The organism is Flavobacterium sp. Flavsp81 (assembly GCF_059491325.1).
This window is the reverse complement of record NZ_CP168505.1, coordinates 4474054-4486586: the sequence shown is the minus strand read 5'-3', so window position 1 is coordinate 4486586 and position 12533 is coordinate 4474054. Positions and strand designations below refer to the sequence as shown.

Annotated in this window: 12 protein-coding genes; 6 read left to right on the top strand and 6 right to left on the bottom strand. The window is 32.0% G+C overall.

The window, feature by feature from the left end; genetic code table 11:
- Nucleotides 1-126: 126 nt before the first annotated feature.
- Together ACEN92_RS18935 and ACEN92_RS18930 are read left to right on the top strand one after the other, a co-directional pair.
- A complete protein-coding gene (locus ACEN92_RS18935; RefSeq protein ID WP_495639885.1) occupies nt 127-807 on the top strand; it encodes a Crp/Fnr family transcriptional regulator in 681 nt (226 codons plus the stop codon).
- A gap of 444 nt (nt 808-1251) precedes the next feature.
- On the top strand, nt 1252-1890 hold the full coding sequence (locus ACEN92_RS18930) for a hypothetical protein (protein WP_495639884.1): 639 nt from the start codon (nt 1252-1254) through the stop codon (nt 1888-1890).
- 87 nt (nt 1891-1977) lie between these two features.
- On the opposite strand, the gene ACEN92_RS18925 is transcribed toward ACEN92_RS18930, so the two are convergent.
- Nucleotides 1978-2283 carry a hypothetical protein gene (locus ACEN92_RS18925; RefSeq protein WP_495639883.1) on the bottom strand — a complete coding sequence of 102 codons (306 nt, stop codon included), beginning with the start codon at nt 2281-2283 and terminating at the stop codon, nt 1978-1980.
- A gap of 261 nt (nt 2284-2544) precedes the next feature.
- Between ACEN92_RS18925 and ACEN92_RS18920 the strand changes: the two genes are divergently transcribed.
- Both ACEN92_RS18920 and ACEN92_RS18915 read left to right on the top strand, forming a co-directional pair.
- Complete coding sequence (locus ACEN92_RS18920) at nt 2545-3033, top strand: DUF1761 domain-containing protein (RefSeq protein ID WP_495639882.1); 489 nt, start codon at nt 2545-2547, stop codon at nt 3031-3033.
- A 117-nt stretch (nt 3034-3150) separates the two neighbouring features.
- Entirely contained in the window at nt 3151-4296 is a 1146-nt protein-coding gene (locus tag ACEN92_RS18915; RefSeq protein WP_495639881.1) for a peptidogalycan biosysnthesis protein, read from the top strand.
- A 6-nt stretch (nt 4297-4302) separates the two neighbouring features.
- On the opposite strand, the gene ACEN92_RS18910 is transcribed toward ACEN92_RS18915, so the two are convergent.
- A complete protein-coding gene (locus ACEN92_RS18910; RefSeq protein ID WP_495639880.1) occupies nt 4303-5172 on the bottom strand; it encodes a diacylglycerol/lipid kinase family protein in 870 nt (289 codons plus the stop codon).
- Between the two features lie 60 nt (nt 5173-5232).
- Here ACEN92_RS18910 and ACEN92_RS18905 point away from each other — a divergent pair, with 60 nt between their 5' ends.
- Complete coding sequence (locus ACEN92_RS18905; protein WP_495639879.1) at nt 5233-6195, top strand: App1 family protein phosphatidate phosphatase; 963 nt, start codon at nt 5233-5235, stop codon at nt 6193-6195.
- A 247-nt stretch (nt 6196-6442) separates the two neighbouring features.
- On the opposite strand, the gene ACEN92_RS18900 is transcribed toward ACEN92_RS18905, so the two are convergent.
- Entirely contained in the window at nt 6443-8356 is a 1914-nt protein-coding gene (locus ACEN92_RS18900; protein ID WP_495639878.1) for an ABC-F family ATP-binding cassette domain-containing protein, read from the bottom strand.
- Between the two features lie 74 nt (nt 8357-8430).
- Here ACEN92_RS18900 and ACEN92_RS18895 point away from each other — a divergent pair, with 74 nt between their 5' ends.
- Nucleotides 8431-8814, top strand: a complete 384-nt coding sequence (locus ACEN92_RS18895; RefSeq protein WP_495639877.1) for a DUF983 domain-containing protein — start codon at nt 8431-8433, stop codon at nt 8812-8814.
- Here ACEN92_RS18895 and ACEN92_RS18890 read toward each other — a convergent pair.
- The 3 genes from ACEN92_RS18890 to porM form a co-directional block, all read right to left on the bottom strand.
- On the bottom strand, nt 8795-9868 hold the full coding sequence (locus tag ACEN92_RS18890) for an NAD(P)/FAD-dependent oxidoreductase (protein WP_495639876.1): 1074 nt from the start codon (nt 9866-9868) through the stop codon (nt 8795-8797). The two genes, ACEN92_RS18895 and ACEN92_RS18890, sit on opposite strands and share 20 nt — an antisense overlap.
- 76 nt (nt 9869-9944) lie before the next feature.
- Nucleotides 9945-10934, bottom strand: coding sequence for a type IX secretion system ring subunit PorN/GldN (gene porN, locus ACEN92_RS18885; protein ID WP_495642362.1), 990 nt, complete (start codon nt 10932-10934; stop codon nt 9945-9947).
- 44 nt (nt 10935-10978) lie between these two features.
- On the bottom strand, nt 10979-12517 hold the full coding sequence (porM, locus tag ACEN92_RS18880) for a type IX secretion system motor protein PorM/GldM (protein WP_495639875.1): 1539 nt from the start codon (nt 12515-12517) through the stop codon (nt 10979-10981).
- Between the last annotated feature and the right edge of the window lie 16 nt (nt 12518-12533).

Below are 12533 nucleotides of genomic sequence, written 5' to 3'. Positions count from 1 at the left end.
ATATATCATAATTATTTAAAATAAAGCAGGTTAACTATATAGAAAGATTATTTTCTATGATTTTTTCAGTAATTATTAGATACATCGATTCGAATTATACTTAATTTTGTACCAAATAATTTTACTATGAACAAATGTGACCAATGTATCGTAAGACAGCTTAGTTCCCTAAAAGCGCTTAATAAAGAAGAAGTTATACAATTGGCGAATAGTAAAACGACCCATACCATAAAGAAAGGCGAAGCTATTTTTGAAGAAGGTGAAGTAACCAATGGCGTTTTTTGTGTAAAAGATGGCATTGGCAAACTTTCTAAATTAAGTGCCAACGGAAAAGACCAGATAGTCAAACTGGTAAAATCAGGAGAGCTTTTAGGACAACGCTCAATGATCAGTAATGAACCGGCGAATTTATCTGCCAAAGCTGTAGCCGATATGGAAGTTTGTTTTATTCCGAAATCTGAAATCATTCATTTCTTTAATAACAACAATCAATTTTCGATGAATCTGATGAAGTCTGTTTGTGATGATCTGAAAAAATCTGACGATCATACGGTCGATATGGCTCAAAAAACTGTAAAAGAAAGATTGGCCGAAACCTTATTGTATCTCAAAGACACTTTTGGAGTAAATGACGATCAATCGTTAAAAGCCCTGCTGTCAAGAGAAGAATTGGCAGGAATGATTGGAACCGCTACCGAAAGCTGTATTCGTCTCTTGTCTGATTTTAAAAAGTCAGGCCTAATTGAATTAAAGGGAAAACAAATATTCATAAAAGATATCAAAGGATTAACAAAAGAGGCTCATTAATCTCTAATAAATGGGAAGTCATGACTATCAAAAATACTCAAAACTTCAATCAATATTTATCGCACAACATCTTCTAAATCAGGAATGAAAAAGAAAATTTTAATAATTAATCTTTTTAATGTCTTTTACCGTATTGTTCGCAATGCTGTTTCAGACGATACATTCTTACGAGTATATTTATAAGCAAATAACCGAAAAACATTGCGATCATAAATATACTGCCAACCAAAAACAAATAACGCACAGTCATTCAGTAGAAAAACAACTGTCCTGTTTGTCATTTTGTATTTAAATTCCTTTGTTCCAAATTCTTTTCATGCTTTCTCTTTTCATAAGCAAGCTTTGAAACTTCATGCACAGTCTTTTATACCAAACAAAAACCTTTGCGTACTTTGCGGTAAAAAATTTAGAGATAAAAAAAACGTTTCGATATAAATTCAATAAATGAAAAAAATAATTTTAGTAAGTATACTTTCTTTTGCTGTTTTCTATATTCTTAAACAATTCGTTTATAAGCCTTATATGTGGAAAAAAGCCATTAATAGTCCTGAGCAAAAATTACAATTGGGTAGTTTTATTTTTAGCAAAAATAGCGGTATAAACGGAAGTCAAAGCTACCAGAACTATTATTTTATTTTTAAAGTAATTGAAATAAATGGCGATTTTGTGAGGCTTTCGGTTGTTAGACAATTATCAGATAAAAATAATCTTTTGGAATCTAATTTTTCAACGACAAAAGGGGCCTATAGAAATTTAAAAGAAAACATTCAAAACCTTACAATTACTGGAATACTTGCAGAAGATTTATACAAAGCAGGCGGCGAAAATTACACTATTAATAATTATTTAACAAGCAAATATCCGGATTTAAAAAAGTCGCGATATTACTATGAAGATATTCCGGAAAGACAAAAAAATACAGCTGTACCAACAGATTTTGGTGATTTAATAACTTATTTTGACTTGGTTTATTCGAAAGAAAAAATTATTAAAAATGCTGAACTGGTTTCCTATAGTTTAGATAACTTTAACAAACTGAAATTATCAGGATCATCGGAAAAGATAGAATTGATTTTAAATTGAAAAATTTACCAACTTTTTTATTTACATCATAAAAAAAACAAAAAGACTGCTAAAATTTAGCAGTCTTTTTGTTTTTTTTATTAAGCTCTATGCTCTGAACAAAGCATATTTATTATAATCAAATAAAACCTTATCGTACGGTACAACTAAAGAGGCAATTTTTTCTGATGAAGCATCAAACCTGATTCCGTTATGTTTGCTGAACAAATAAATCTCTTTCAGACAATTAGATAAACTCTGATGAATTTCGGATGTAAACAGAGGCAATTGATTATCTCCTGCCAATAAATTTATTTGATAATTTGAACTGCTTTTCGAAAGATTATTACCAATTATTCTAATTGTAAATTTAGTGTGCTTTCCATGCTGTTTACCTTGGTATTGTACTAGCATAATTTTATTATTAAGGGTTAAAATTAATTTCAATAATTAAAGTTATGAAAAAAAAGCAAAAGGATATAATTGGCGTTATTAAATTATAATTTTTTTATCATATTTTTTTTCCTCTTTTAGTAAAAAAAGGACGTCATATTGTGGATTTCGCAATTAATTGAATGTATTTAAAATAATCAGACGCTTTAATCCTTTAAAAAATGCAATGACTATAAAAATTTTAATTAAATTTGAATAACTAATTATAAAAACCTCATTTTTATGGAAATTAACTTTATTGCATTACTTGTAGCTGCTATTGTAACTCTTGTAGTAGGTTTCATCTGGTATCATCCAAAAGTTTTTGGAACAATCTGGATGCGAGAAAATAACTTTACAGCAGAAGAGCTTAAAAAAGGAAATATGCTCAAAATCTTTGGGTTAACCTATCTTTTTTCATTAATGATTACAATGATTTTGATGGCATTAACAATTCATCAGTCCGGAGCATTCGGAATGGTTGGGGGACCTCCTATGCTAGACCATGCAAAACCATCTTTTACTGCTTTTATGGCTGATTATGGAACGGCTTACCGAACTTTTAAACATGGAGCCCTTCATGGTTTCATGGCCGGTTTATTTTTTGCTTTTCCATTAATCGGAATTAATGGTCTGTTTGAAAGAAAGTCATGGAAATATATCTTAATTCATGCAGGCTTTTGGGCAGTATGCTTAACGCTCATGGGCGGCATAGTATGTGCATTCGCCTAAATCATATAAATCAAATCCGTTTGAAATTGAAAAATCAAACGGATTTTTTTAATAATACCTAAAACCAAACGAGTTAATGTAAATATTACTTAATTTTGGAAAAATTAGCACACACTTTTGAATACAACTTATTCTTTCGAAATATACAATAGCGTTTCTTTATTGCCTTCAGAATGGAATTCGCTCACTACAGATAATATTTTTTTGACCAGAGAATACCTTGAAGTTCTTGAAAACTCTTCTCCGGTAAATATGATTTGTCATTTTATTGGGATTTTTGAAGACAAAAAACTTATTGGAATTGCTTTAACCCAATTTCTATTTGCTGAAAAGCTGGATTCGTTTGGAGAGCGTGATAAATGTTTAAAAACTTCTGTTCGCAATTTTGCCTTTAAAAATTTTGCTTCGCATGTATTATTCGTTGGCAACAATATGCTCACCGGACAAAATGCCTTTGCTTTTAGTAAAAACATAAAACTGCCGAAAGCAATTAAAACATTTCATAAAGCAATTACCCTGCTTAAGAAAGATTTGAAAGCGACAGGAAAAAAAGTTCATATAACCAGTATAAAAGACTTTACAGCGACAGAAATTGAGCCATTTCAAGCTGAATTTAAAAACAATTATACGTTTTCGACGCAACCCAATATGATTTTTAAAATCAATGAAAATTGGAAAACCGAGCAGGATTATATTGATGCACTATCAAAAAAGTACCGTGACCAGTATAAACGCGCCCGAAAAAAATCCGAAGGAATCGTAAAACAAAAAATGACTTTATCAGACATTAAAAAATATGAAGATGTAATTTATGATTTATATTTTCATGTGGCAAAAAATGCACCTTTCAATACTTTTTTCCTGGCCAGAAATCACTTTAGCTTTTTTAAAGAAATCATGAAGGATGACTTTTTACTGTATGGTTATTTTTTAAATGAAAAATTAATCGGTTTCAATACATTAATAAAAAATGGAGATGCTATGGATACCTATTTTTTAGGATATGATGAAAGTGTTCAACGCGAAAAAATGCTTTATTTAAACATGTTATACGACATGATTGCTTATTCTGTTAAAAAAGGTTTTAAAAAAATTGTTTTTGCAAGAACTGCGCTGGAAATTAAAAGTTCTGTTGGCGCAAAACCTGTAAAAATGTATGGATTAATTACACACAGTAATGCCTTAATCAACCATAACATTGGCAGGTTCTTTAATTATCTGGAGCCAAAAACGGATTGGCAGGAACGAAATCCATTCAAATAAACAAGGTTAAGGAATTGCTACTTTCATTTGTTTGTGCAGAATGTGGATTTCTAATGAAGTCTGTGCGCCGCAGTATTCTCCATCAATTTGAAAATTAACAGGATAATCTGTTTTTATGGTTGCTTTGTCTGTCGAAATTATGACAATATCATCCGAATCGATAGGCATGTTACCTGTAATGATTTTTCCAATTAATAATAAATCCAGGCTTTTTAAAATTATCAGTTCAAATTTTCCGTCGTTCATTACACCATACGGATTTATCGTTACACCAGTTCCATATTTTTGAGAATTAGCAATTACTATCATTCTTGCCGGGTGCACTATTGTTTCCTTATTTGCTGTAATTGTAGCTACAAAAGGTTCATTAGAATCTGCGAGAGTCGTATATGCCTGTAAAGCATAGCCCCAAAATCCCCTTAAATCACTTTGTTCGTAATTTTTAATTAAATCTGCATTTATACCGATATCGCTTAAGTGAATGCTTTTTTTGCCGTTGATACAAATCATATCCATTTCGATATAATCATTAAAAAAAGCGATTTTTAAATTTTCCTCGATTGTATTGGGCAAATTCAAATCGACTGACAAGCCGTTAGCTGAACCTGCGGGCATAATTCCGATGATAACGTCATGAGTTTCCATGGCTTCGGCTACCATTTTTATGGTTCCATCACCGCCAGCCACAATAATTCGTACAGGCTGATATTGATGATAAAGCTTTTGAATTTCCTTTATATCATCTTTACCCTTAGTTTCATACACCTCCAGATGAAAATGGTGTGTATGCGAAAACTCGTTCACAGCCGTTATTAAATCTGATTTATCCAAATCCCCCGAAATAGGGTTTACTACAAAGATTATATTCTTTTTCAAAATTTAATTTTTAAAACTGATTAAAAATAATTAATTTACAGTCTCTATAAAAGTACATTAATGAAACCAATTTTACAATTATATCGCGGTTATGCCAATGAACAGGAATTAATTGTAATGGGACACGTTTTTAAAACGTTATATGATTATGACTTTCAAAAGAAAAACTTTAAAAATGCCACTTCGATAGTTAACTTATTCAGGATAAAAACCATTAAGAATTTTGATGTTTATCTTAAATATGAAGATCAGGAAATCCATACTAAAACTTTAGATGACGGTTATTTTAAATTTTGCATTCCTCTTGAAAAGGAATCTCATTTTGGATGGATTGAATACGAAGTGAGTATAAAATATAAAACAGAAATTATTACTGTAAAAGGCAGCTTTATCAGGCCTCATAAGGGAAATCTGGGAATTATATCAGATATTGATGATACTTTCCTGATATCACACACGCGAAATATATTCAAAAAAATATACATACTACTATTTAAAAACGTTAATGACCGTAAAGTTTTTAAAGATGTTGTTCCGCATTATCAGGCATTAAGTTCGGCCGGAAGAAATAATAAAGACGAGCAAAATGCTTTTTTTTATATTTCAAGCAGTGAATGGAATCTGTATAGCTTTATTGTAAAATTTACCAAAATCCATGAACTGCCCAGAGCCGTAATTTTATTGAAAGACATAAAAAGAGGTGTCAGTGATTTTTTCTTTAGCGGGAGAGGCAATCACAATCATAAATTTGATAAAATAAAACACGTTTTAGAGTTTTACCCTAACCTTAAATATGTTTTGTTGGGAGATGATTCACAACATGATCCATTTTTGTATGAACAAATCTGCAAAATTTTTCCGGTAACAGTAAAAGCAGTTTATATCAGACAAACCGGCAAGTACAAAAAAGAAACAACAAAAACTATTTTGAAAAATTTAGAAAATTTAGAAGTTTCTGTTTGTTATTTTAAAGACAGCAGCGAAGCTATTTTGCACTCGAAATCTATTGGAATTATAAAATGATTTATTTTTAAAATTGCAGATTGTAAAATGGGACTAAAACTAAGACTGTCACTGTTTACTGAAAATTTGAAATCAATTGAAAACGATTGGCCCTAGCCCAGATTACAGAGAAAAGCCCGAAGCTAAAAAAACTAATTTTTCCTGCCGGAAAACAGCGACCAGCGGAAGCTCGTTTTATGGTATAGAAAAATAGTTTTTTTAGTGAGGACTTGTAACGGAAAGCTGGATTAGCTCCCGAAAAATTATCTTAACCCTTGAAATTATCTATTTCTTCCTGAACAATCTCCCAGTCTAAAAGCAATTGATCGAGATCGGCCTTCTTTTTATTATATGCAGTAAAAAATGAAGCATCTTCGATGTGTTTGTCATAATTAGAAGCCAGCATTTTATCATCATGCTGAATATCTTTTTCTAATTGTTTAATTTGACTTTCGACCTTACTCAGTTTATTTTGCAATGCTTTGCCTTTTTTCTGATCCTCATATGAAGCCTTATTGGTTTCTTTTGGAGCAGCTGCTTTGGCAACATCTTTTTTCTCGACTTCACGCATGTTTTCAAGATTGCGCTGTTCTAAGAAATAATTAATGTCTCCTAAATATTCTTTTATCTTTTGATCTTTAAATTCGTAAACAATATTAGACATTCCCTGAAGAAAATCCCTGTCATGCGAAACTAGTAATAGGGTACCACCAAATTTTTGAAGAGCAGCTTTTAAAACGTTTTTAGATTTAATATCCAAGTGATTTGTAGGCTCATCCATCAGCAAAACGTTGATTGGCTGCAACAATAATTTACAAAGTGCCAAGCGGTTACGCTCGCCCCCGGAAAGTACTTTTACCTTTTTCTCAACATCGTCACCACGGAATAAAAATGACCCTAACATATCCCGAACCTTAGAACGATTTGTGTCCATTGCGGCATCTTCCATCGTTTGAAGCAAAGTTATTTCACCATCAAGATATTCGGCCTGATTTTGCGCAAAATAACCCAACTGAACATTATGTCCTAATTTAATACTTCCTTCATATTTGAATTCGTTTACAATCGCTTTGATAAAAGTTGATTTTCCCTGACCATTCTGTCCAACAAAAGCAATTTTACTTCCACGTTCAACCAATAAATTAATATCTTTCAGAATTACTTTGTCATCATAGGCTTTTGTAACATTTTCAGCCTCTACCACTACTCTCCCCGGCTCTTTTGAAACAGGAAAAGAAATATTCATTACAGAATTGTCATCTTCATCAACTTCAATTCGTTCAACTTTATCTAACTTTTTAATCAACGATTGCGCCATCGAAGCTTTGGAAGCTTTCGCGCGGAATTTCTCGATTAATTTTTCAGTTTCTTCAATTTTTTTTGCCTGATTCTTTTGAGTAGCTAATTGTTTCTCACGAATTTCATGTCGCAATTCTAAATATTGCGAATATGGTTTATTGAAATCGTATGCTTTACCCAATGAAATTTCGATTGTACGATTGGTAACATTATCCAAAAACATTTTATCGTGCGAAACGATAACCACAACACCGGGATAATTGCGAAGGAAACTCTCCAGCCAAATAATACTTTCAATGTCTAAGTGATTAGTAGGCTCATCCAGAAGCAATACGTCATTCGACTGCAATAATAATTTAGCTAATTCGATACGCATTCTCCAGCCACCTGAAAATGTTTCGGTCTGATTATTAAAAACTTCTCTTTTGAAACCTAATCCTAAAAGGATTTTCTCAGTATCACCTACATAATTATAACCGCCTAAAAGCTCAAAACGATGTGTGTAATCAGATAAATCTTCGATAATCTGACTGTATTCTTCACTTTCATAATCGGTTCTGGTAACCAATTGATGATTAATTTGCTCTAATTTTTTCTCTACAATTTTAATATCAGTAAAAGCTTCATAAGCTTCTTCAAGAACGGTTCTTCCTTGTTCAAAATCAATATCCTGACGTAAGAACCCCATTCGGACCTCTTTTTCTGTGGCAATTTGTCCGGAATCCGGTTTAAAATCTCCCGCAAGAATTTTTAGCATAGTTGATTTTCCAGCACCATTTTTTCCAACAAGTCCTACGCGGTCTCCAGCACCTAAACGAAAAGTAACTTCTTCGAACAAATAAGAACCTCCAAAAGAAACCGATAAATTATGTATATTAAGCATGTATTGTTATTTTATAACTAATTGATTGTGTAATTTTACACCTCCAAATCAATGGGTAATTTAATTTTTTGCAAATGTTAAAAAAAGGATCCAAACTAAATAGTATTTTAACAGGAAGTTGTCCAAAATGTCAAAATGAAAGCATGTATTCCGACAAAAATCCACTTCACTTGACTAAAGTTCTCAAAATGAACGAAAATTGCAGCCATTGTAGATTAAAATATCAAATAGAACCTTCATTTTTTTATGGTGCAATGTATGTAAGTTATGGATTGAATGTTGCGGTAGGAATAGCAGCATTTATTGTTTCATTTGTATTTTTAAAAACTACAATTGAAGAATCGTTTTTAGCGATTATTATTACTCTAATTGTTTTATTTCCATTCGTTTTGAGATTATCCAGAAACATTTACATTAATATGTTTGTATCTTACGATCCTAAGGCCGGTCAAAAGTAAGAGTCTTTAGATATTTTTTATGAAATCGCTGAATATCAATTTCACTATCCAAAGGAATATTTTTTTCAATATTTTCATATAAAGCTTTTGCCATAGCAGGTCCAAGCATTACTCCCCGAGTTCCAAGTCCGTTAAGAATATGAAGTGATTTATGATTATAATGTGTGCCAATTAAAGGGCGTCTGTCTTTAACTGTAGGGCGAACTCCGCCAAAATGTTTTACAATCACAAAATCGCAGGTTATAATTTCCCTGATACGATCTGTCAATTCCTGTTTTCCTTCTTCAGTAGGCAAATCAGTTTTGTCCTGCCAATTGTATGTCGCACCAACTTTAAACAGATCATTACCCATTGGCAATATAAAAACACTTGTATTTACAATCACATCTAAGTTTAAGTCCGGAGCTTTAATTATGAATAATTCACCCTTTGTGCCGTCTAAAGGCAAATAATTAAAAAAAGGATTTTTATGCAACCCAAAGCCTTCTGCAAAAATAATATGACGAGCCTGGATATTTTTATATTGGATTCCAAAATCAAAAAATTCAATATTACAGCTATCAAAAGTCTCTTGTAAGAGTAAATTATTCTTCAGGAGATATTCTCTATAAGTATTCAATAATAGAGCCGTATCAACATACCCGGTATGCAAAACTTCTCCATAATCATAAGGCGACTCAATACTGTTGTACTTTTTAGAAATTAGTTTAGTAGATAAAAAAGGAGCAAGATTCTTTTTGTCTGACGCTGCAAACCAATTATTCTGTTCTTCAATAGAAAAAAACTTTCTTAAGATTGGCTTTTTAAAATTGAACTTTTTTTTAAGTTTTAATTCAACCTGATCATAAAATTCATTCATCAAAATTAATTGTTCCTGTGCATTCCAAACTTCACTAAACCGCTTTAAAATAACAGGATTATACAAACCTCCTGCTATTATGGAAGAAGTTTGAGATTTATCATCAACAACTAAAATAGTTTTATTATTCTTTAGTGCTAATTCGGCAAACGAGACTCCGGCCAATCCGGAACCGATAATAAGGTAATCAATCATATATTAAATAGATAAAATAAAAAAACTCTTACTACAAATGTAGTAAGAGTTTTTTATATAATGTAATTCTAGAAACTTAGTAGTTCCACATGTCTTGTTCGAAATTACGAATTTTTTCTTTAACTCTTTCCGATTCTAATAACTGATCTTGTGCATTGTCTTTCATGTATTCTTTGATCTCACGATCTCCATACAAGTTTTCTTCTTTATATACAACAGCATTAAAACGTCTGGAATTCAAGATTTGATCGAATGAAATTGGAAGTGCTGAGTTATTATCATTAAAAGCTTTAGCTTCATGCAAGGCTTCTCTTGCATTTGGATAGAAAATCCAAAACAACTCAATATAATCTTTTTCATCACTGTTCATTGTATAAACGTCGGGAGTTACTGGGCAAATACCTAATAAACGATATTTCAATTCGCTTTGACGTTTGTCAAAATACCAGTATCCTTTTATTTTATACTGTGTAACATCTGCTGCAGTAAGATCTTGTTTTAAAATATATTCTGCAGGAACTGTTCTTGTTGCTCCAACTGTTTCATCAACATAAGTAACAACTTTCTTTTTACCTGTACCAGTAACTACTTTTTTCTTAACAACATGCGTTTTATAATCATCCGGATATTGGTTGATTAATTCTCTACCAGCATCTGTTGTATCAATACGAGACAATGATCCTTCGATGTCTTTCAAAGATTTTTTAGTGTTGAAATAACTATCAGAATACACTTCCGTTATTTTGCCTTTTTTCATAGCTTTCGTCAAAACATCATAAAGAGAACGTCTATCTGGACCAATATTGGCAGTATCTACAGGAAAATATAACGGAAAATTAATTTTTTCATTCAAATCAATAATCTCCCAAGTAGTTTTTCCCATCAACACATCTCTATCATCTACATAACCATAAGCCAAAGGCTTGTCATTATCAGAGATAAGCTGTGCAGGAGTCTTAAGTCCTATCTGATCAGGTGTTTTTGCGTTAAGCAAATTAGATTGCGCATTAGAAGCAAATCCTCCCGCGATAGAAACAACAGCTATTAAAAAATTTCTTACTTTCATCATGATATCATTATAAGATATTGAACGTAGTTTTACCTACTTTATTATTGTATTTCGTAAATTACCGGAGCAGTTCTTGGTAATAAATAACTACCAGCTCCAACAAGTTTTGTTTTAATTTCAGAAATAGTAACCTGATCTCCTTTACCTGCTTTTAAAAGAACTGATTTACATTGTGCATTTAATCTGTTACCATTAACTACAACTGTAGGTTGTCCGGTAATTTTTAAATTAAATCCAACAACATCCAAACCAACTTCAAAATCAAAATCAAGTAATTTAGCCCCAATAGTAGCAATTTCCAAGTTAGATTTAGGCCCTTTAACAACTCCCATCTCACCTCTAATTGTACCTGTTGGACCAGGAATACCTTTAATTCTGAATGTTTTCTTATCTGTAACTTTATCTCCGTTTGGTAAAGTTCCTGTAACAGAAATTGTAGTTTCTGTACCTGAACCAGGACTCATGTTATATTTTCCAGGTTTACCAGCAGAATTTAATCCAGGTGCGCTTGCAACAATTTTGTTAGCATCAACACCAGCAAAAGATACTGAAATTGGGTTAACAACACCTCTATAAACAACATTCATTTTATCAGCAGAGATTGTAGCAGAATTTGGTCTTGGTACAACTACATATTTTCCAGCGAATTTAAGAGGAATGTTTTTCCCATCTTCCAGGAATGTAAATTGTCCATTAATATCTTGCTCTCCAACACCCCCTGCAGTTAATGAAATCACAGCTTGTCCATTAACGATTTGCCCAGGACCCTGGAATGAAGTTGGTTTTGTGTTTTCATCGTAACGACCTAAAACTACTTTACCAGTTACTTTTTCTCCTTGGAAATAAGCATTTTTATCTAAAACAACTATCGCTTGGTAATTGCTATAAGAAGCAGCAGCAACCGCAGCTTTTCCTAAAGCAGCACTATAAACATCAGATTCTGCTTTTTGAACGTCATTTTGCCAAGCTGAAAGTTTAGCTAATGAGGCTACAGCAGGAAAACCTTTAAAATGGTAAGCCAGATATTTATCTTTCAGACCTTCTTTATTTGCAACATCAGAAACATCAAATTTCTTCTCAATCTCAGCTAAAATAGCAGCATATTTCTTATCTGCTAAAGCAGCTTTCATATCTGCTTTATACTTTTCAATTTTAGAAATGATATCCTTACCTTTAGCTGTATATCCTTCACCTGTGAACCAGTTGTCGATATTATCACCTTTGTCCATAGATTCGTAAGGTAATTTCCCAGTTTCTTTGTCAGTTTCAAAACCTTTTAAAACATCACCTTTTAAACTACCGATGTATGCATAAAATTCTTTTGAAGTTGTTTCAACTTTATGAGCTGTTTGTGCAGCAATTATAAATTCTCCTTTTGCTTCAGCCGCTTTTTGATCTAAAGATGATAACAAACCAGCGTTTGACTGTTCTGAAGAAGTATTAGCACTTTCAAATTTTTCATTCATCAAGCCAAAAGCAGATAAAACTTCTTTTGACATATTCATTGCTAACATTGCGATGAAAACCAGATACATCAGGTTAATCATCTTCTGTCTAGGGGTTAATTTTCCTCCTGCCATTTTTTTTTAATTAGTT

Excerpts from the sequence above, each read along its gene's own strand:
- ACEN92_RS18935 (WP_495639885.1), top strand. The coding sequence starts at position 127 with ATGAACAAATGTGACCAATGTATCGTAAGACAGCTTAGTTCCCTAAAA.
- ACEN92_RS18930 (WP_495639884.1), top strand. The coding sequence starts at position 1,252 with ATGAAAAAAATAATTTTAGTAAGTATACTTTCTTTTGCTGTTTTCTAT.
- ACEN92_RS18925 (WP_495639883.1), bottom strand. The coding sequence starts at position 2,283 with ATGCTAGTACAATACCAAGGTAAACAGCATGGAAAGCACACTAAATTT.
- ACEN92_RS18920 (WP_495639882.1), top strand. The coding sequence starts at position 2,545 with ATGGAAATTAACTTTATTGCATTACTTGTAGCTGCTATTGTAACTCTT.
- ACEN92_RS18905 (WP_495639879.1), top strand. The coding sequence starts at position 5,233 with ATGAAACCAATTTTACAATTATATCGCGGTTATGCCAATGAACAGGAA.
- ACEN92_RS18900 (WP_495639878.1), bottom strand. The coding sequence starts at position 8,356 with ATGCTTAATATACATAATTTATCGGTTTCTTTTGGAGGTTCTTATTTG.
- ACEN92_RS18895 (WP_495639877.1), top strand. The coding sequence starts at position 8,431 with ATGTTAAAAAAAGGATCCAAACTAAATAGTATTTTAACAGGAAGTTGT.
- ACEN92_RS18890 (WP_495639876.1), bottom strand. The coding sequence starts at position 9,868 with ATGATTGATTACCTTATTATCGGTTCCGGATTGGCCGGAGTCTCGTTT.
- porN (WP_495642362.1), bottom strand. The coding sequence starts at position 10,934 with ATGAAAGTAAGAAATTTTTTAATAGCTGTTGTTTCTATCGCGGGAGGA.
- porM (WP_495639875.1), bottom strand. The coding sequence starts at position 12,517 with ATGGCAGGAGGAAAATTAACCCCTAGACAGAAGATGATTAACCTGATG.